The sequence below is a fragment of the Aminobacter sp. P9b genome (assembly GCF_045345995.1).
In the GTDB taxonomy this organism is placed as follows: Bacteria; Pseudomonadota; Alphaproteobacteria; order Rhizobiales; family Rhizobiaceae; genus Aminobacter; species Aminobacter niigataensis.
Genome location: NZ_CP150082.1, coordinates 659,736 through 676,281, shown reverse-complemented (window position 1 = coordinate 676,281; position 16,546 = coordinate 659,736). Strand labels below are relative to the sequence as shown.

Genomic DNA, 16,546 nt, shown 5'->3' with positions numbered 1-16,546 from the left:
GCGCGAGTCCGCCGCCTTTTCCATTTGTTGAGGATGTCGAAAAGGTCCTGCTTCCGCGAGGTCACGTTAACGTCTTTTTCTCTCGGATATGGTTTGATCCGGCCGTGGGAGACGACGTCAGACGATGAGCGGTGCAGGGTTCATTCTCACGATCAATGTGTTCGTTGCCGGCCTGCTGGCGGCGGCGTTCATGGCGATCTCGATCTATGACTCCAAGCGCGTTTCAGCGCGCTGGTTCGCGCTCTGCTACCTGACCGGCCTGCTCTATATCGGCACGGAATTCTCGATCCCGTGGTTCGAGAACACGCGGCCCATCGTCACCGCCAATTTTGCTGCCTTCCTGGCCACGCTGATCATCATGAATGTCGGGCTGGCGCGCCGCTACGAGGTGGCGCCGCCATGGCGCACCATGCTGGTGTTCCTGGTGCTGGCCACCGCTGCAGTCTATTTCACCCAGGGACTGCCGCGCGACTCGCTGCTCAGGATGATGACGTTCCAGACGCCCTACGCCGCGGTGCAGGCGATGGGTGCAGCGATCGTGCTCAGGTCGCGGGACAAGCTCAGCCAGTTCGACTACGCCCTGACCGGCGTGCTCCTGACGAGTGCGCTGCAGTTCTTCTCGAAGCCCTACTTGGCGCTTGCCGTCGGCTCCGGCTCCGATCCGCATCAGTATCTGCAGAGCACCTATGCGATGATCTCGCAGGCGCTGGGCACGGTGTTCGCGCTGTCCATCGCGCTGATGCTGCTGGTGATCCTGGTGCGCGACATCCTTGCTGACGCAACACAGAAGTCGGAGACGGACGCGCTGTCGGGCCTGCTCAACCGTGGTGGGTTCCAACGCCAGGCTGCGATTGCGCTGCGCGAGGCAGAGCGCCAGGGCCTGCCGGTGACGCTGGTGATTTCCGACCTGGACCATTTCAAGTCGATCAATGACACCTATGGCCACTTGTCCGGTGACCGGGTCATCGAGACGTTCGCGCGCTTCATCCATGAATCCAAGGTGGGCCACCACATAGCGGGGCGCATCGGCGGCGAGGAATTCGCCATCATCCTGCCCGGCACGCATCTGGCTGCGGCGCGGCTGTTCGCCGAGGGTGCACGCAGCGCGTTTTCGGCCCTGCCGATCGAAGGACTGCCGTCGAACCAGCGGTTTACCGCGAGCTTCGGTGTTGCCGAACTGGTGGGCGGCGAGTTGATCGACCAGCTGATGCGCCGCGCGGACGCAGCGCTCTACGAAGCCAAGAAGGACGGGCGCGACTGCGTGCGGGTGGCGCCTGGCAGCGTCGTCGAGATGCAGGCCGAGACGAACGTGGTGCCCTTCGGCAGCAAGTCCTGACCCAAATCAGTAGCAGCGCAGGCCGGGCTGGGGGATCTCTCCCTCGGAGAAGCCGTACATGTAGCTGCGGCCCTTGAGCAGCATCGGTGGACGGTAGCAATGGCGCGTGGCACGCTGCCCCTCGTCGAGGTAGACGACCTTCGGCGTGGCGGAGCGGGTGTATTCGGCCAGCTTGCGGGCCGAATGGCCCTGGCCGACGACGATGCGCTTGTAGCCGGCGGCGCTGTCGACCACGAGATTGCCGAAGGAATCGGCATAGACGCGGTCATGGTCCCAGCCGCCGGAAGCGGCAGGTGTTGCCAAGGCGATCGTCGCCGCGAGTGCGAGGGACGCAGTTCCGATGAAAGCCAGTGGGAGGCGCATCGCGCAATCTCCATGGTTTGCGGCGCGAGGTTTCGATTCGAAGCTTAACCTTTTCTTAATCTTTGTTAAGAGCCCGGGCAGCGCTGATTAACGAGCATGGTTAATTTTGGCCGAATGCAACCCGGCACCGCTCCCAGTCAACGGACGGGTAGGCCCGCGTTTGCGCCAATGGGGGATACGTCAGCTACCGATCGTGCCGGCTTCGTCCGCCCGCTGCTTACCCAAGCGGGTAGCTGCGATCGGCGTTCAATCGATTGAAGCCGTGATGCGACTAAATAGGTGCGCCTGAACGGTTTTCCGACTTTGACGCGGTGCAAAAAGCACATTAGAAAGCGCGCAGTCCGACGTCGCAAAACGGTGCGACGGCGCCGTATTCAAACATAGCCACGCTCGGATGCAGACCGGGGGAGCCATGAGCAAATCACAAGCAACCCAAGCCACATCGCGTGCGCGGCCATTGTCGCCGCATCTGTCCGTCTATCGCTCGCCGATCACCATGACGACGTCGATCCTGCACCGCATCACCGGCGGCGCGCTCTATTTCGGCACGCTCCTGGTTGCCTGGTGGCTGATCGCGGCGGCGACCTCGCAGCACTATTTCGATTTCGTCAGCTGGGTCTATGGCAGCTGGATCGGGCAGCTGGTGCTGCTTGGTTACACCTGGGCATTGATGCTGCACATGCTGGGCGGCATCCGCCACTTGGTCTGGGACACGGGTGCCGGGCTCGAAAAACACACGGCATCAAAGATCGCCTGGGCATCGCTGGCTGCATCGGTGGTGCTGACGGCGCTGGTCTGGATCGTCGGCTACATGGTTCGGGGTGCCTGACATGAGCGGCAGCAACAATCACGACATGCGCACCCCGCTCGGCAAGGTTCGCGGCCTCGGCTCCGCCCGCGAAGGCACCGAGCATTTCTGGCGCCAGCGCCTGACGGCGGTCGCCAACATTCCGCTGATGCTGTTCTTCGTCGGCCTTTTGATCGTGCTGAACGGCGCCGACTTCGCGACCGTGCGCGCCTCGCTCGCCAACCCGTTCGTGTCGCTGGTGCTGGCGCTGATGCTGCTCTCGGGCCTCTACCACATGCGCCTCGGCATGCAGGTCGTGATCGAGGACTACATCCATGGCGAGGGCCTCAAGGTGATCCTCATCATGCTCAATACTTTCTTTACCGTAGCGGTCGGCGTGGCCTCGCTCTTCGCCCTGCTCAAACTGGCATTTGGAGGCTGATACGGTGGCCAAGGACGGCAAGACCAGCGGAGCATCCGCCTACACATTCGTCGATCACAAGTTCGACGTCGTCGTTGTCGGCGCCGGCGGTGCGGGCCTGCGCGCCACGCTCGGCATGGCCGAGCAGGGGCTGAAGACAGCCTGCATCACCAAGGTGTTCCCGACCCGCTCGCACACCGTTGCGGCGCAGGGCGGCATCGCCGCCTCGCTGCAGAACATGGGGCCCGACTCCTGGCAGTGGCACATGTACGACACCGTCAAGGGCTCGGACTGGCTCGGCGACATGGACGCCATGGAATACCTGGTGCGCGAAGCGCCGGCCGCAGTCTACGAGCTCGAGCATTACGGCGTGCCGTTCTCGCGCACCGAAGAAGGCAAGATCTACCAGCGCCCGTTCGGCGGCCACATGATGAACTACGGCGACGGCCCGCCCGTGCAGCGCACATGCGCCGCTGCCGACCGCACCGGCCACGCCATCCTGCACACGCTCTACGGCCAGTCGCTCAAGCACAACGCGCAGTTCTTCATCGAGTATTTCGCCCTCGACCTGATCATGGAGCCGGACGGCACCTGCACCGGCGTCGTGGCCTGGAACCTCGACGACGGCACCATCCACCGCTTCTCGGCGAAGATGGTTGTGTTGGCGACCGGCGGCTACGGCCGCGCCTATTTCTCCGCCACGTCGGCCCATACCTGCACCGGCGACGGCGGCGGCATGGCATCGCGTGCCGGCCTGCCGCTGCAGGACATGGAGTTCGTGCAGTTCCACCCGACCGGCATCTACGGTTCGGGCTGCCTGATCACCGAAGGCGCTCGCGGCGAAGGCGGCTATCTCGTCAACGCCGAGGGCGAGCGCTTCATGGAGCGCTACGCGCCGTCGGCCAAGGACCTGGCGTCGCGCGACGTGGTTTCGCGCTGCATGACGCTGGAGATTCGTGACGGTCGCGGCGTCGGCAAGAACAAGGACCACATCTTCCTGCACCTCGATCACCTCGATCCAGCCGTGCTGCACGAGCGGCTGCCCGGCATCTCGGAATCGGCGAAGATCTTCGCCGGCGTCGACGTGACCCGCGAGCCGATCCCGGTGCTGCCTACGGTGCACTACAACATGGGCGGCATCCCGACCAACTACTGGGGTGAGGTGCTGAACCCGACCGCGGGTAACCCCGACCGCGTGTCGCCCGGCCTGATGGCCGTCGGCGAGGCTGGCTGCGCTTCGGTGCACGGGGCCAACCGCCTCGGCTCCAACTCGCTGATCGATCTGGTGGTGTTCGGCCGCGCCGCAGCCATCCGCGCCGGGGAGGTGGTCGACCGCAACGCGCCGATCCCGTCGCCGAACGCGGCCTCGGTCGAAAAGATCATGGACCGCTTCGACCGCCTGCGTCACGCCAATGGCGGCACGCCGACGGCGGTGCTGCGTGAGAAGATGCAGCGCGCGATGCAGGAAGACGCTGCCGTGTTCCGCACCCAGGAGTCACTGGAGCAGGGCTGCAAGCGCATCTCCCAGATCTGGGGCGAGATGAAGGACATCAAGGTCTTCGACCGCTCGATGATCTGGAACTCGGACCTGGTGGAGACGCTGGAGCTTGAGAACCTGATGTCCAACGCGATCGCCACCGTCTATGGCGCCGAAGCGCGTAAGGAAAGCCGCGGCGCGCATGCCCGCGAGGACTTCTCGGCCCGCGACGACGCCAACTGGCGCAAGCACACGCTGGCAAATGTCGCCGAGGACGGCGAGGTGACGCTGACCTACCGGCCGGTGCACACCGAGCCGCTGCTCAAGGAAGAAGACGGCGGCATCAGCTTGGCAAAGATCGCGCCGAAGGCGCGGGTGTACTGAGCCGTGGCGCTGGCGGCGGCAGGATATTCGCCAACGCCGCTTGCGGCGAAGCTCGGCCTCAAGGACGGCCAGAGCGTGGTGTTTGTCGGCCTGCCGGACGAACTTGGCGAACTGGCTTTGTCGCGCGCGTTTGCAGCGAAGACGCTGACCGACTGGCCAGGGATCGATGAGGCAGGCGAGGGCCACGACGTGGTCCATGCCTTCACCAGGCGACGTGCCGATCTCGACGGCAATGTCGGGACATTCAAGAAGATGATCGCGCCTGATGGCGCGGTCTGGATTTCCTGGCCCAAGAAGGCGTCGAAGATCGCCACCGACATCACCGAGGATGTCATTCGCGACGTGGCGCTGCCCAAGGGGCTGGTGGACGTCAAGGTCTGTGCCGTGGACACCGTGTGGAGCGGGCTCAAGCTCGTCATCCGCAAGGAACTGCGCGCCAAGCTGTGAGGAACCGATCGTGGTCGAACTAACACTCCCCAAGAACTCGCAGATCAAGCAGGGCAAGACCTGGCCGAAGCCGCAGGGTGCGACCAATCTGCGCGAGTACCGGATCTACCGCTGGTCGCCTGACGATGGCGAGAATCCGAGCATGGACACGTATTTCGTCGACGTCGACGATTGCGGCCCGATGGTGCTGGACCACCTGCTCTACATCAAGAACAACATCGACCCGACGCTGACCTTGCGCCGCTCGTGCCGCGAAGGCATCTGCGGCTCCTGCGCGATGAACATCGACGGCTCGAACACGCTGGCCTGCACCAAGGGCTGCGACGACATTTCGGGTGCTGTGAAGATCTACCCGCTGCCGCACATGCCCGTGGTCAAGGACCTGGTGCCCGACCTCACCAATTTCTACGCCCAGCATCGCTCGATCGAGCCGTGGCTGAAGACGGTGTCGCCGGAGCCGGCGAAGGAGTGGCTGCAGAGCCACGAGGACCGCCAGAAGCTCGACGGGCTCTACGAGTGCATCCTGTGCGCCTGCTGCTCGACCTCGTGCCCGAGCTACTGGTGGAACGGCGACCGCTATCTCGGCCCAGCGACGCTGCTGCAAGCCTATCGCTGGCTGATCGACAGCCGCGACGAAGCCAAGGGCGAGCGCCTCGACAATCTCGAGGATCCGTTCCGGCTGTATCGCTGCCACACGATCATGAACTGCGCCCAGACCTGCCCGAAGGGGCTGAACCCGGCCAAGGCGATCGCCGAGATCAAGAAGATGATGGTGGAGCGGCGGGTGTGAGGCGCGCCCGATGCGCGTTCTCTACCTAACCGAGGGTACCTACCACCTAGACACGCCCATCGCGCCAATCCTGGAAGGAATGGGCGTGTCCATACGTGTCCTTCCGATCCAGGAATTGCGCGGGGTCGGCAGCCGGAATCGGACGATGAACAAGGTTCATCGCTATCTGCCGAGCGCCTCCATGGTTCGTTCCATCAAGCGGGCAATCGAAGACTTCTCGCCTGACATCATCCACATCGGGCAGGGGCGCACCGTGGCGCTTCCCGTCATGCTGGCACTGCGCGGTATGCCGGAAATGCCTGTGGTGTTCTCCCACGGTGCGATCGAAGGCCTCAACCTCCTCAGCCCGTTCGATTGGATGACCTATTTCAACCGGCGCATTACCCGCCTGCTGGTGCCGTCCAAGGCGCACGTCAACAACTGGATGGGCAGGCCCTTGCTTCGGCGGGCCATCGGGTCTGGGCGTTGCGATGTTTTGCCCCATGCAATTGCACCGTCCCCTGATTTGGGGGAAACCGAACGCGCTGTACTACGGGCCAGATACGGCTTCGCGGCGGATGAGATCGTCGTCGGCACGGTGTGCTGGATACGGCCCATCAAGAACCTTGCCTTCGTCGCCGATGTTGTCCGACGCTTGGGGCCGCCATTTGTGTTTGCGGTGGTGGGAAGCGGAAGTGAAACGGAGCTTGAGCGGATCAGGCAGGCTGGCGGTGACCGGCTGCGACTGCTTGGCAAAATACCTGGCGCCAGAGACATGATGGCTGCCTTCGACATCTTCGTCACCCCGTCCCGTCTGCCGGGCGAATCGTTCGGCTTGGCGCCAGCCGAGGCGATGGCCGCAGGTGTGCCGGTGCTGACGATGAACTTCGGTGGGACCGCCGAGATCATAGAGCAAGGTGTATCGGGGTTCGGGTTGCCTTACGATCCGGATGCCTGGAGCGGTGCGCTCAAGCTGCTTGCCGGCGATGTAGAGCGCCGGAAGGCCATGGGGCTGGCTGCGCGCGAGCGGATCGCGACCAGCTTTTCTCCGGAAGCGATAGGGCTCAACTGCTACCACCTCTACGCCAATCTGCTCAGGAGCGGCGCGCCCGGTTTCGTCGATCGGCTTTTGGTTGCGCCCGTGGCGTCGCGCCAGCCGAAATCGAGAAGATGATGGTCGAACTGCGGATATGAGGCGATAGTGGCTGACATGACGGACATGGATCTACCCCACCTCACCGCGGCCGAAGCACGCGTGCTCGGCTGCCTGATCGAGAAGAAGGAACTGACGCCTGACGTCTATCCGATGACGTCGAACGCGCTGGTTGCCGCGGCCAACCAGAAGACGTCGCGCGAGCCGGTCATGGCCCTGGAGATGGTCGACATCACCCGGGCGCTCGGCACGTTGCAGGCGAAGGGGCTGGCGGGCCGGCAATTCGCCTCGCGCGTCGAGCGCTACGAACATCAGATGGCGCAGAAATTCTCGCTGACGCGCAACCAGAGCGCTCTGATCGGCCTGCTTCTGCTGCGCGGACCGCAGACCGTCTACGAATTGCTCGCCCGCGCCGAGCGCATGGCGAACTTCGCCGATGCCGACGCCGTGCGTAGCGAACTCGATATGCTGATCGGCCGCAGGCCGGCGCTGGTCAAGGAGATCGGTCGCGCACCCGGCCAACGCGAGGATCGTTTCGCGCATCTGTTGTCCGGCGATGTCGACGCTGCGGTTGTCACGACAAGCCGGGCACCGAGCGCCGCCGCGCCCGTTGTTTCGGAGCTCGAGGAACGCGTCCGCCTTCTGGAAGAGGAAGTGGCGGCGCTCAAGGCACGGCTCGACGCTGTCGGCGGATAGGCGCGTGGCGGACAGATTGAAAACGGCCCGGTTGTGGAAGCAGCTGGGCCGTTTTTGTTTTTGGTACAGCGCGGCGCGCCTTTCCTTCTTCCACAAAGGGGAGAAGGAAAGGCCGCGCCTACTTCCTTGCCGCTTCGACGATCTCGCGGGCCATGACTTCAGCGACCGCATCGGTGGTGCGGCCTTCGCGGTCGGCGCGCTGGAAGATGGCGGTCAGCGTGTCGGCGATCTTTTCGACGCGCGGCGAAACCGCCTCGACGCTGTAGCCGCCCTCGGCCATTTCGGCGGCGACGTTGATGACGCCGCCGGCGTTGATGACGTAGTCGGGGGCATAGAGGATGCCGCGCTCGACCAGGCGCATGCCGTCTTCGGCCGTGGCAAGCTGGTTGTTGGCGGCACCGGCGACGATCTTTGCCTTGAGCTGCGGGATCGTCTCGGCGGACAGGATGCCGCCCAATGCGCAGGGCGCGAAGATGTCGACGTCGGCCGAGAGGATGGCATCGCCGGAAACGACGGTTGCGCCGAACTTTTCGGCGGCGCGGGCGGTGCGGGCCGCATCGAGGTCGGAGACGGTGAGCACCGCACCCTCGGCCTGGAGCTTTTCGCACAGCGACCAACCGACCGAGCCGAGGCCCTGGACGGCCACGCGGACGCCAGAGAGATTGTCGCTGCCGGTGCGGTGGCGGAGTGCGGCCTTGAGGCCGACAAAGGTGCCCTGGGCGGTGAAGGGCGAGGGGTTGCCGCTGCCGCCCTTGGTGGTGCCGCTGACATTGGCCGCACGCTCGGCGAGGAAGTCGGCGTCGGCGAGCGTCATGCCGACATCCTCGGCGGTGATGTACTGGCCGGCGAGCGTGTTGAGCATCTCGGCATAGGCCTCGAGCATGGCCGGCGTCTTGTCCTTCTTGGCGTCGGCGATGATGACCGCCTTGCCGCCGCCGAGCGGCAGGCCGGCGATAGCCGACTTGAAGGTCATGCCGCGCGACAGCCGAAGCGCGTCGATGACGCCAGCCTCGAAGCTGATGTGCGGCCAGATGCGGGTGCCGCCGAGGGCGGGGCCGAGCACGGTGGTGTGGATCGAAACGATGGCGGTCAGTCCGCGCGCCGTGTCGCGGCCGAGCCAGACCTGCTCGTGATGGTCGAAGCCGTCGAGATGGGCGACGTCTGCGGTGATGTCGGTGATTTCGAGCGTGGTTGCGCCGGCAAGCTTCTGGTGGCGCGGTTCCAGGACATTCAGCATGAGGGTCCTCCCGGTAGGCTGATCCCTGGAGGGTAAACATTTCAGGCGATTTTTGGTTTCGAAGACGGGGCGCGCCGCGACCGCGCATTGCGCTCGTCCGGTCTGCCGCGCAACAAACGAAAAAATGGCCGGACGCCGGGTCTGCCCACCCGACGCCCGGCCGCTGTGCTGCCGCAAGTGCTACTGCCCCCAGCTTGCTTGCGATGCAGCCAGACCTGTCATCCGAACGATCCCGGCCCTCAGCGCCTCCGTTCGTTTCGCTCCCTTGGCGGCTTCGGCTCGGCCGGCTTTGGCGGCTTGCTGCCCGATGCCATCGGCGCCAGAAACGCGCGCGGGTTGAACCCCGCCGCGGCCAGGGCCGCCAAGGTCTTCCAGAATTGAAGATGGTGCATGCCCGTTTCCCCGTGGCTGGACTGGACCAAATTCGATTTGCGAGCGGCAAACTAGAGACGCGCCACAGCATATTCTTGGACGGGACGGCACCTGCGACGGGTCTGGGCGGTCCTGGATTGACCTATCGTCTGACGCGAACTACAAAGCGCAGCTTCGCGTATGGGTTGTATCTAGTTGGGTGAGTCGATGGCCGCTGACGGACAGTTCACTTCATTTCGCATCGTGACGGAGGACCTGCCGGTAGAGGACAGGTTGCCCGTGCTGCGCGAGGTCTACGGCAAGACGATCCTCAAGGCCGATCTCGAACCCGTCGACGATAGTCCGGTCCAGATGGACATGCGGGTCAGGCTGCTGCCGGGGATAGGCATTGCTACCGGCACCGCCTCACCGATCAAGGTCGGCGTCAAATCCGAGATGATCGAGAATGACGACATCATTCTGCTGGCCGCTCTCGCCGGCGGCAGCCACATGCAGATCGGCAAGCAGGAAGAGAGCGTGTTGCCGGGCTGCGCAATGTTCGTGCCCGGCGGCCGGACCGGCGCCAATGTGACGCGGCCAGGCTTCACCTATGTCAATCTGCGCTTCGAGCGGAAGGCGCTGCAGCCGCTGGTTGGAGACGTATCCAAACTGATGATGCGGCCGATCGCCGTGGACCAAGGACCAATGCACCTGCTGCTGAGCTATGCCACCGCCCTGCAGCAACTGGACGATGCCTTGCCCGGCGACATGGCGCGCAAGGTGGCGAGCCATCTGCTGGACCTGACGGCGCTGACGCTGGGGGCGACGCGCGAGGCGGAGCAGGTGGCGATGGGGCGCGGGCTGCGGGCTGCGCGTCTGGCGGCGATCAAGGCCGATATTTCGGCGCGCGCCGACCTGCACGGGCTCTCGGCCGAGGCGGTCGCCGCCGAGCACAGGCTGTCGGCGCGCTATGTCAGGAAGCTGTTCGAAGGCGAGGGGCTGTCGTTCACGGCATTCGCGCTCGGGCAGAGGCTGATGCGGGCACACCGGATGCTGGCCGATCCGATTTGGGCCGGGCACAGCATCATCGACATCGCCTATGAGGCGGGCTTCAACGACCTGTCCTATTTCAACAGGGCGTTCCGCAAGCGCTACGGCGTCACGCCGTCGGACATACGTGCGGGGGTGCTGGCGGCATGAGGGCGCCGAGCCAGCGCCCGGCGCCCTTGCGGCTCAGGCTAGCCTGGCGTCGAGCGAGACCTTGATGGCGCCGAGTGCCTTGGACACGGGGCAGCCTTCCTTTGCCTTGGCGGCGAGTTCCTGGAACTTGGCGGCGTCGATGCCGGGGACGGTGCCGACAAGCGTGAGCGCGCTTTCAGTGATGCCGGTGCCGGGGACGAGGGTGACGACCGCCTTGGCGTCGAGCTTGTCGGCGGGGGTGCCGTTCTCGGCAAGGAAGTGCGACAGCTGCATGGCAAAGCAGCCGGCGTGGGCAGCGGCGATCAGCTCCTCGGGATTGGTGCCGGACCTGCCGGTTTCATCCTCGAAGCGCGCCTTGAAGGAATAGGGCTGGCCCCTGAGCGCGCCGCTCTGGGTGTCGAGCGTTCCCGAACCTTCCTTCAGATTGCCTTTCCAGACGGCGTTGGCGCTGTGGTTCATGATTTTCTCCATGATTTCTGACGGGGCCGGGTTCGGCAGCCGGATGAGACTATAGCGCTGGCTGACGCGCCTGCCAGCTTTCCGACGTCAGGAAAGCAGCGTCGTGCGAAAAAACTGTCTTGCGAAAATGTCTGCTTGTTGTGCGCTCGTCCTTGGAGGTCGGCCCGGCGGGCTCACCCTTCGGCAGGGACAGGGACAGGGTGCGGGGCGGTGGCGCTGATGCTGGCGCCGGCTCCGGGAAGCCAGTGTCCAGGCGAGGTTGCTTGGGAGTGCGTCCTTCGACAAGCTCAGGATGAGGACCCTCGGTGCTGCCGACGTTCGGTGCTGCCTGCGTTAGAATCGACAGATTTGACGATAGAGATATAGCGTCAACGGTCCTCATCCTGAGCTTGTCGAAGGACGCACAACCGACCAACTGGACTTGCGGAGGTGGAGGAACGAGTTCTGGACCGGTTCTGGCATTGCCGGCGTCACGGCATGGATCCCCGACACTCTCCGCTCGCTTCGCTCGCTCACGAGGTCGAGGATGACGGATGCGGAGGCGCCTCCGCCAATCTCAGGTGCTGCGATTGGCAGAGACCTCTGGTGTTGCGAGTGACAGAGACCACCGGTGTTGCGAGTGGCAGAGCTCCACGATTGGCAGACCTCCGGGCAGAGGTGGAACAGACCCGTCCCTAGATCGCATCGCCCTTGAGCAGCCGCGGCGTTTCGCCCGTCAGGCCGGACGCCTGGCGGATGAAATACTCCTTCAGGCGCGGCACGCGGTCGACCAGCCCAAGGCCGATGTCGCGGAGGGCGCGGACGGGGGCGATGTCGTTGGAGAACAGCCGGTTGAGCACGTCGGTGGTGACGCCCATGCGCACGGTGTCGAAGCGGCGCCATTGCTCGTAACGTTCGAGCACGTCGAGCGCGCCGATGTCCTGGCCGAGCCTGTCGGCCTCGACGATGGTTTCGGCGAGGGCTGCCGCATCCTTGAAGCCGAGATTGAGACCCTGGCCGGCGATCGGGTGGATGCCATGGGCGGCGTCGCCGGCAAGGGCGAAGCGGGGTGCGACGAAGGCACGCGCCAGGGTCAGGCCGAGCGGCCAGGCGCGGGGCTTGTCCTCGACGCGGATCTCGCCGAGCTTCAGGCCGAAGCGCTGCTCAAGCTCGATCTCGAAGACGAACGGATCACCGTTGACCAGCTTCTCGGCATCCTCGGTGCGCTCGTTCCAGACGATGGAGGAGCGGTTGACGCCGTCCTTCGGCTTGAGCGGCAGCGTGGCGAAGGGGCCGGCGGGCAGGAAATGCTCTTCGGCACGGCCGCCATGCGGGCGTTCGTGCGCGACGGTGCAGACGATGCCGGACTGGCCGTATTCCCAGCGCACGGTCTTGATGCCGGCCATATCGCGCAGCCTGGATTTCACGCCGTCGGCGGCGACGAGAAGGCGCGTATCGATGCTGACGCCATCGGCGAGATGGACCTTGGCGCCTGCGATGCCCGCCTCGAAGGCCTCGACGGCAACGCCCTCGATGATGTCGATGCCGAGCTCAGTGGCGCGGCGGCGCAGCGCGCCATTGAGCACCTTGTTCTCGATCATGTGGGCGAAAGGTTCGCCGGAGCCGACCTCGCCGTCGAAGGTGAGGAAAACCGGGCGGACTGGATCGGCGCTCTTCGAATCGGAGATGACCATGTCGGTGATGGCCTGCGCCTCGGGCGCGATCTCTTCCCAGCAGCCGAGCTGGTCGAGCATGCGGCAGGCGGCAGCGGCAATCGCCGAGGCACGGCCGTCCTTGCGCCAGACCTCGGCAGGTGCGGCGTCGACGATGGCGACGTGCAGATTGGGCCGGGCCTGCTTGATCGATACGGCGGTTGCCAGGCCGACATAGCCGGCACCTGCGACCAGCACGTCGAGCTGCGTCGATTTCTTGTCGTCAGTTTCGCGCGTGACCATGGCGGCGTCCTTTACGGCTAGGCTTCCCGCCTTGACTCGACGGGGGCTTCCTGATGGAAACCGGGGATACTTCGTCCCGAAAAGGGGAAAGCATGCCGGCCGGAATACAAGAGCTTCTGAGCATTCTCAATCTCGAGAAGCTGGAACACAACCTGTATCGTGGTCGCAGCCCGCAGGCGCACTGGCAACGGGTGTTCGGCGGCCAGACCATCGCCCAGGCGCTGGTGGCGGCACAGCGCACGGTGACGGCCGACCGGCATGTGCATTCGCTGCACGGTTATTTCATGCGGCCGGGCGATATCAACGTGCCGATCGTCTACGAGGTCGACCGCATCCGCGACGGCGGCAGCTTCACCACCCGGCGGGTGGTGGCGATCCAGCACGGCCACGCGATCTTTTCGCTCGAGGCATCGTTCCAGGTCGAAGAGGAGGGGCTCGAATACCAGATGCCGATGCCGCTCGACGTGCCGCCGCCCGAGCAGCTGAGGTCGCAGCGCGAGCTTCTGCAGGAAGCCAAGCATGTGCCCGAGCAGATCCGGCTGTTCTGGGCCAAGGAGCGGCCGCTGGAGCTCCGTCCGGTCTATGCCGAGCACTATTCGAGCCGAGACAAGCTGCCGCCGCTGCAGAAGGTATGGCTGCGCCTGACCGGCCCTGTGCCCAACGATCGGGCGCTGCGCGCGGCGGTGCTTGCCTATCTTTCCGACATGACGCTGCTCGATACGGCAACCTTTGCCCATGGCCGCGGCATCTTCGATCCCGACATCCAGGCGGCGAGCCTGGATCATGCCATGTGGTTCCACCGCGAACATGCGCTGGACGGCTGGCTTCTCTACACCCAGGACAGCCCTTCGACCTCGGGTTCGCGCGGTTTCACCCGCGGCGCGCTCTACGCCCAGGACGGCACGCTGATCGCATCGGTGGCGCAGGAAGGGCTGATCCGCCTGCGGAGCAAGCCTACAAACTAGGCATTTTAGAATTTATGCACATTGTGTGAGCAGGTGCATTGCTGCACCTGCGAAGGATGCTGCATGGCCATGGGGCATTTCACTTCAATCTCAATAGCTTAGCCTGTGCCAATGCAAACTGGCACGGAGCTTGAATGGCGTAGGTCACTCACCGGTGGCTTTCGGGTCCGCTGGCGACGTCTGCAACGCGGGGGACCCGCAACAGCAAGGGGTGAAACCTGATGAAAATCGTGATGGCCATCATCAAGCCGTTCAAGCTCGACGAGGTGCGCGAAGCGCTCACCAATGTCGGCATCCAGGGCCTGACCGTCACCGAAGTCAAAGGCTACGGGCGCCAGAAGGGGCACACCGAGATCTACCGCGGCGCCGAATATGCCGTCAGCTTCCTGCCCAAGATCAAGATCGAAGTCGCCGTCAGCACCGACCTCGTCGACAAGGCGGTCGAGGCGATCACCGGTGCCGCCAAGACCGGCCAGATCGGCGACGGCAAGATCTTCGTCTTCGGCATTGACCAGGCCGTGCGCATCCGTACCGGCGAAACCGACACCGACGCGCTCTGAGCGGGCCAACCAATTCTCATGGAGACCTCAATGCAAATTCCAACCTCATTGAAGACGGCGGCGCGCTCGGCCTTGCTTGGCACGCTCGCGCTCGCCGCCCTGGGAACGGTCGCGGCCTTCGCCCAGGAAACCGCACCCGCGGCAGCCGATGCCGCTGCGACGGCCCCAGCACCCGCTGATGTCATGGACAAGGGCGACGTCGCCTGGATGCTGACCTCGTCGCTGCTGGTGCTGTTCATGGCGTTGCCGGGCCTGGCGCTGTTCTACGGCGGGCTGGTGCGCGCCAAGAACATGCTGTCGGTGCTGATGCAGTGCACGATGATCGTGGCGCTGGTGATCGTGATCTGGACGTTCTGGGGCTACTCGATGGCCTTCGGCGACGCGCCGAGCCCCTACTGGGGCGGTCTCGGCAAGGCCTTCCTTGCCGGCGTGACGCCGGAAAGCATGGCCGCGACCTTCACCAAGGGCGTGGTCATTCCCGAATATGTGTTCATCGTCTTCCAGATGACTTTCGCCTGCATCACCCCGGCGCTGATCGTCGGCTCGTTCGCCGAGCGCATCAAGTTCCCGGCGGTGCTGCTGTTCGTGGCACTGTGGGTGACCTTCGTCTACTTCCCGATCGCCCACATGGTGTGGGATTCGGACGGCCTGATCTATGGCTGGGGCGCGCTTGATTTTGCCGGCGGCACGGTCGTGCACATCAATGCCGGCATCGCCGCGCTGGTCGGCGCCCTGCTCGTCGGCAAGCGCACCGGCTACGGCAAGGACAACATGGCGCCGCACTCGATGACGCTGACCATGGTCGGCGCCTCGATCCTGTGGGTCGGCTGGTTCGGCTTCAATGCCGGCTCGAACCTCGAAGCCAATGGCGGTGCAGCACTCGCCATGATCAACACCTTCACCGCCACCGCCGGCGCGATCCTTGCCTGGGTGATCATCGAAGTGGTCGCACGCGGCAAGGCTTCGATGCTGGGCGCGGCCTCCGGCATGGTCGCGGGCCTTGTTGCAGTGACGCCGGCTGCCGGCTTCGTCGGTCCGGTTGGCGCCATCGTGCTCGGCGCCATCGCCTCGGCCATCTGCTACTTCTTCGTGGCGGTGGTGAAGATCAAGCTCGGCTATGACGACTCGCTCGACGTGTTCGGCATCCACGGCGTCGGCGGCATCGTCGGCGCGATCGGCACCGGCATCTTCAATGCCGAGTCGCTCGGTGGCATCGGCTATGGCGACATGTCGGTCGCCGGCCAGGTCTGGACGCAGTTCCTCGCCGTGTCGGTGACGGTGATCTGGTGCGGCGTCGGTTCGCTGGTGCTCTACAAGCTGGTCGATCTGCTGATCGGACTGCGCCCGACCGTCGAAGCTGAACGCCAAGGCCTCGACCTGACCTCGCATGGCGAAGTGGCCTACCACACGTAATTCCGGCCGGCGGCGGATCGAAAAACTCGCCGCCGCATCCTCCCTATCCCGTCGTGGCCGCCCGAAAAGCGCCCACGCCTTGGGGCCCGGAGCAATCCGGGCCCTCTTTTTATGCCGGGCGCATCAAATCAGGCAAAAAACGCCCGAATCCGCGGCCACAAACCGATCGCTGCGCGCACGCGGCGGGCGGCGTTGGCACCCCGAACCGCTTCGCCGAAATGGCAGTAGCAAACGATATTGTGCAGTTGCCTGTCGGACAGGTCGAAGAAGCGCTTTGCCTCGCCATAGCTGTCGTCGGCAAGGCCATCGGCCCGGAAACCCGCGTCCTCGAATGCCACGGTGATGGGCGAGCCCGCGACGCGCAGTGCCTGCCGTGCGGCGCGAGGCGTGTATTCCGTGCCTGAAAGCGTTCCAAGGCGCCGTTCCGGCTCGCGCTGCAGAAGTTCGGCCCAACGTTCGAGGCGCTGGGTTCGCGTCATCGGCAAGCGCGGAGTTGCGGGACGGACTTCAGCGAAGGCTTGCAATTGCTCGATGCTATGGTGCTTCATCGTTGCCTCCTTTTAGTTTTCGCTAATATACAAAGGTATGGCGATG

Annotated in this window: 17 protein-coding genes; 12 read left to right on the top strand and 5 right to left on the bottom strand. The window is 64.7% G+C overall.

Going from position 1 to position 16,546, the window contains the following annotated elements:
* The first annotated feature begins 124 nt into the window (after positions 1-124).
* The gene (locus tag WHT83_RS03370) at positions 125-1,336 is read left to right on the top strand and encodes a diguanylate cyclase (protein WP_406872968.1); all 1,212 of its coding nucleotides are present in this window, start codon (positions 125-127) and stop codon (positions 1,334-1,336) included.
* 6 nt (positions 1,337-1,342) lie between these two features.
* On the opposite strand, the gene WHT83_RS03365 is transcribed toward WHT83_RS03370, so the two are convergent.
* A complete protein-coding gene (locus WHT83_RS03365) occupies positions 1,343-1,699 on the bottom strand; it encodes a hypothetical protein (protein WP_108606304.1) in 357 nt (118 codons plus the stop codon).
* A 412-nt stretch (positions 1,700-2,111) separates the two neighbouring features.
* Between WHT83_RS03365 and sdhC the strand changes: the two genes are divergently transcribed.
* The 7 genes from sdhC to WHT83_RS03330 all read left to right on the top strand — a co-directional run bounded on the left by sdhC (position 2,112) and on the right by WHT83_RS03330 (position 7,833).
* Positions 2,112-2,528, top strand: a complete 417-nt coding sequence (sdhC, locus tag WHT83_RS03360; protein ID WP_406872967.1) for a succinate dehydrogenase, cytochrome b556 subunit — start codon at positions 2,112-2,114, stop codon at positions 2,526-2,528.
* A gap of 1 nt (position 2,529) precedes the next feature.
* Positions 2,530-2,928, top strand: a complete 399-nt coding sequence (gene sdhD, locus WHT83_RS03355) for a succinate dehydrogenase, hydrophobic membrane anchor protein (RefSeq protein WP_108606305.1) — start codon at positions 2,530-2,532, stop codon at positions 2,926-2,928.
* Between the two features lie 4 nt (positions 2,929-2,932).
* Positions 2,933-4,768, top strand: coding sequence for a succinate dehydrogenase flavoprotein subunit (gene sdhA, locus WHT83_RS03350; RefSeq protein ID WP_183263444.1), 1,836 nt, complete (start codon positions 2,933-2,935; stop codon positions 4,766-4,768).
* Between the two features lie 3 nt (positions 4,769-4,771).
* The gene (locus tag WHT83_RS03345) at positions 4,772-5,215 is read left to right on the top strand and encodes a DUF3052 family protein (protein WP_406872966.1); all 444 of its coding nucleotides are present in this window, start codon (positions 4,772-4,774) and stop codon (positions 5,213-5,215) included.
* A 10-nt stretch (positions 5,216-5,225) separates the two neighbouring features.
* Positions 5,226-6,005 carry a succinate dehydrogenase iron-sulfur subunit gene (locus tag WHT83_RS03340; RefSeq protein ID WP_108609649.1) on the top strand — a complete coding sequence of 260 codons (780 nt, stop codon included), beginning with the start codon at positions 5,226-5,228 and terminating at the stop codon, positions 6,003-6,005.
* 145 nt (positions 6,006-6,150) lie between these two features.
* Complete coding sequence (locus tag WHT83_RS03335) at positions 6,151-7,158, top strand: glycosyltransferase family 4 protein (RefSeq protein WP_406872965.1); 1,008 nt, start codon at positions 6,151-6,153, stop codon at positions 7,156-7,158.
* Positions 7,159-7,194: 36 nt separating this feature from the next.
* Positions 7,195-7,833, top strand: coding sequence for a YceH family protein (locus WHT83_RS03330; protein ID WP_183263506.1), 639 nt, complete (start codon positions 7,195-7,197; stop codon positions 7,831-7,833).
* Between the two features lie 118 nt (positions 7,834-7,951).
* On the opposite strand, the gene WHT83_RS03325 is transcribed toward WHT83_RS03330, so the two are convergent.
* A complete protein-coding gene (locus WHT83_RS03325) occupies positions 7,952-9,070 on the bottom strand; it encodes a Glu/Leu/Phe/Val family dehydrogenase (protein WP_406872964.1) in 1,119 nt (372 codons plus the stop codon).
* A 579-nt stretch (positions 9,071-9,649) separates the two neighbouring features.
* Between WHT83_RS03325 and WHT83_RS03320 the strand changes: the two genes are divergently transcribed.
* Positions 9,650-10,621 (top strand): AraC family transcriptional regulator, encoded by a 972-nt coding sequence (locus tag WHT83_RS03320; RefSeq protein ID WP_406872963.1) that lies wholly within the window; start codon positions 9,650-9,652, stop codon positions 10,619-10,621.
* 33 nt (positions 10,622-10,654) lie between these two features.
* On the opposite strand, the gene WHT83_RS03315 is transcribed toward WHT83_RS03320, so the two are convergent.
* Together WHT83_RS03315 and WHT83_RS03310 are read right to left on the bottom strand one after the other, a co-directional pair.
* Positions 10,655-11,080: an OsmC family protein gene (locus tag WHT83_RS03315; RefSeq protein WP_406872962.1), complete on the bottom strand. Its 426-nt coding sequence runs from the start codon at positions 11,078-11,080 to the stop codon at positions 10,655-10,657.
* Between the two features lie 674 nt (positions 11,081-11,754).
* Complete coding sequence (locus WHT83_RS03310) at positions 11,755-13,014, bottom strand: ubiquinone biosynthesis hydroxylase (RefSeq protein ID WP_406872961.1); 1,260 nt, start codon at positions 13,012-13,014, stop codon at positions 11,755-11,757.
* A gap of 92 nt (positions 13,015-13,106) precedes the next feature.
* Between WHT83_RS03310 and WHT83_RS03305 the strand changes: the two genes are divergently transcribed.
* The 3 genes from WHT83_RS03305 (at position 13,107) to WHT83_RS03295 (ending at position 15,952) form a co-directional block, all read left to right on the top strand.
* Positions 13,107-13,979, top strand: a complete 873-nt coding sequence (locus tag WHT83_RS03305; protein ID WP_406872960.1) for an acyl-CoA thioesterase — start codon at positions 13,107-13,109, stop codon at positions 13,977-13,979.
* 221 nt (positions 13,980-14,200) lie between these two features.
* Positions 14,201-14,539, top strand: a complete 339-nt coding sequence (locus WHT83_RS03300; protein ID WP_055975214.1) for a P-II family nitrogen regulator — start codon at positions 14,201-14,203, stop codon at positions 14,537-14,539.
* Positions 14,540-14,569: 30 nt separating this feature from the next.
* Positions 14,570-15,952: an ammonium transporter gene (locus WHT83_RS03295; RefSeq protein WP_108609651.1), complete on the top strand. Its 1,383-nt coding sequence runs from the start codon at positions 14,570-14,572 to the stop codon at positions 15,950-15,952.
* Positions 15,953-16,080: 128 nt separating this feature from the next.
* On the opposite strand, the gene WHT83_RS03290 is transcribed toward WHT83_RS03295, so the two are convergent.
* Complete coding sequence (locus WHT83_RS03290) at positions 16,081-16,500, bottom strand: hypothetical protein (protein ID WP_108606314.1); 420 nt, start codon at positions 16,498-16,500, stop codon at positions 16,081-16,083.
* Between the last annotated feature and the right edge of the window lie 46 nt (positions 16,501-16,546).